The organism is Mesorhizobium sp. M6A.T.Ce.TU.016.01.1.1, assembly GCF_003997065.1.
GTDB classification, from domain to species: Bacteria; Pseudomonadota; Alphaproteobacteria; order Rhizobiales; family Rhizobiaceae; genus Mesorhizobium; species Mesorhizobium mediterraneum.
Genome location: NZ_RZTJ01000070.1, coordinates 1 through 2,247, shown reverse-complemented (window position 1 = coordinate 2,247; position 2,247 = coordinate 1). Strand labels below are relative to the sequence as shown.

The window sequence follows — 2,247 nt, the reverse complement described above, 5'->3', positions numbered from 1 at the left end:
ATCATCCGGCGCGGGGCATCGGCCTGCACCACGCCAAAAGTCTTCGCGCCACCTGCGATGCAGGGGATCAGCTGCTCAATGCTGGCGTCGGCCTGAATGTCATGGTCGACCGCCGTCCCATTGATCGCTGTTGCCAGATCACCGGCCTTGATGAGGCGGAGTAGCGGTATATCCTCGGTGAATTGGGCAACATAGTCATCGGCAGGATTGAGGACGATATCGGCCGGTCGACCGATCTGGACAATCTTGCCTGCACGCATGATCGCGAGACGGTCGGCCAGACGGAAGGCCTCGGCGATGTCGTGCGTGATGAAGATGATGGTCTTCTTGAGCATCTTTTGCAATCGCAAGAACTCATCCTGCATTTGCCGGCGGATTAGCGGATCTAGTGCCGAGAACGGCTCATCGAGGAACCAAAGGGCGGGGCCAACTGCGAGCGAGCGAGCGATGCCCACGCGCTGCTGCTGGCCGCCGGATAGCTGGTTCGGAAAGGAGTTCTCACGGCCGTCCAACCCCACCAGCGCAATCATCTCACGTGCCCGTTCCTCCCGCTCCTTCTGGCCTTTTCTCTGGATCTTGAGAGGGAAAGCCACATTCTCGAGCACCGTGAGATGTGGCAAAAGGCCGAAATTCTGGAACACCATGCCCATATTGTGTCGGCGAAGCTCGATCAGTTCCTTGGGGGATGCCTTCAACAGATCCCGGCCGTCGAGCAAGATTTCGCCTGCACTGGGTTCCACAAGCCTCGAGAGGCAACGTACGAGGGTTGATTTGCCTGAGCCAGACATGCCCATCATGACGAAGATTTCGCCAGTGGCCACCTCGAACGACGCGTCAACCACTGCTGGCAAATGGCCTTCGGCCCGCAAGCGGTCCGCCAGCGCGTCAGGATCGATCTTGTAGCCCCTTGAGTCAAAATAGAAGGCCGGTCGACGTCCGTAGGCTTTCCAAACGTTGCGGCAGGCAATCTTGATCGGTCGCTCTTGCGTCATGACATTTGGCCCATGTGCTATGATAAAGTTACCTAAAAGCCGCGCCATTGGTGCGGCTTCCGGTGCATTATAAAGGGCTAAACCTCCGGGCGTTACTTCTTGGCGGCGTCGATCCAAGGTTGCCATGTGGACTCGTGGCCATCGACCCATTCCTTCACCACGGCATCGAGATCCTGACCTTTCTTATCGATGGCAAGCATCATCTTTTGCTGCTCCTGCGCGTTAACCTTGAATTCCTTCAGCAAGGCATATGCAGCGGGCCACTTGGCGCCGAAGCCAGACCACACGACCTTGTTCACGTCTGGTGGCGTGATGCAGTGTTCGCTGGTCTGCTCCTTGCAAGGCGGCATCTTTACCCAGCCGACCTCATTCTCGGCCAAGGCGTAATGCGGTCCCCAGAACATCATCAACAGGGGAGTCTTGGCCGCTTCTGCCGCCTCAAGCTCTGCCACCAGAGCCCCTTCCGAACCCGACGGCACGGCCGTATACGGCATATTATTGTCCGCCAAGATTGTCGCGGAGCGGGAACCCCATTCAGACGGGTAGTCCAGGAAACGGCCGTTCGGCGCGGTTTCCGGCGTCGACAGAGCCTGAGCGCATTCCGGCTTATTCAGGGCCGTCCAATCCGGCAGGCCCGGACACACCTGCTCCATAAATTTCGGATAGATCCACCCTTCTCTCGTTTCGAGGTCAAGACTGCCGATATCCTCGATCTGCTTGGCTGCTAGAGCCTTTGGGTAGATGTCGCCAGTATTGTTGAGCCAGACTTCAACCGAGGCACTTATCGTGCCGTCGGCCAGGCCTGAAAACTGGGGGAAAATGCCGGCGGTGACGTACTCGACCTTGTAGCCAAGCTTCTGCAGCAACTGGCCGGCGATGTGCGTCGAGACGTGTTGGCCGGTCCATTCCAGCATGGGGAGCTTGATAGGCTCATCCTTGGCACCAAGGTCGGCAGAGCTGGCCGGCGCATTCGCGGCCAAAATGAGCGAAAGCGCAATGCCTGTAACATTCCAAACTGGACGTTCCAGCATGATATTCCCCTTTGTTGTTAGGTCTTTGCCGCTGCTCTGCGGCATTACCGATTGAAGTGTTGCATAATCCGGACAGCCAATTTAACATTCCCGGACTTCAATTTGCTTTTTTTGGACAAATGCCGACGAACAGCCAGTCGATGAAAATTCTCATCGTCGTGATGCCGAACTTCAACTTGGCGGCGACGATGGCGTTCGTCGACCCATTCCGGGCGGCAAATTAC

The 2,247-nt window shown here is 57.1% G+C and carries 2 protein-coding genes and 1 pseudogene; 1 reads left to right on the top strand and 2 read right to left on the bottom strand.

Annotation, left to right across the window (positions count from 1 at the left end; genetic code table 11):
* Both EOC94_RS33130 and EOC94_RS33125 read right to left on the bottom strand, forming a co-directional pair.
* The coding region (locus EOC94_RS33130; RefSeq protein WP_127295832.1) for a betaine/proline/choline family ABC transporter ATP-binding protein at positions 1 to 992 on the bottom strand (992 nt) is incomplete at its 3' end.
* Between the two features lie 92 nt (positions 993 to 1,084).
* Positions 1,085 to 2,023, bottom strand: coding sequence for an ABC transporter substrate-binding protein (locus EOC94_RS33125; RefSeq protein WP_127295830.1), 939 nt, complete (start codon positions 2,021 to 2,023; stop codon positions 1,085 to 1,087).
* A gap of 11 nt (positions 2,024 to 2,034) precedes the next feature.
* Between EOC94_RS33125 and EOC94_RS34430 the strand changes: the two are divergent.
* Positions 2,035 to 2,247 (top strand): annotated as a pseudogene (locus tag EOC94_RS34430) (hypothetical protein); the annotation flags it as partial.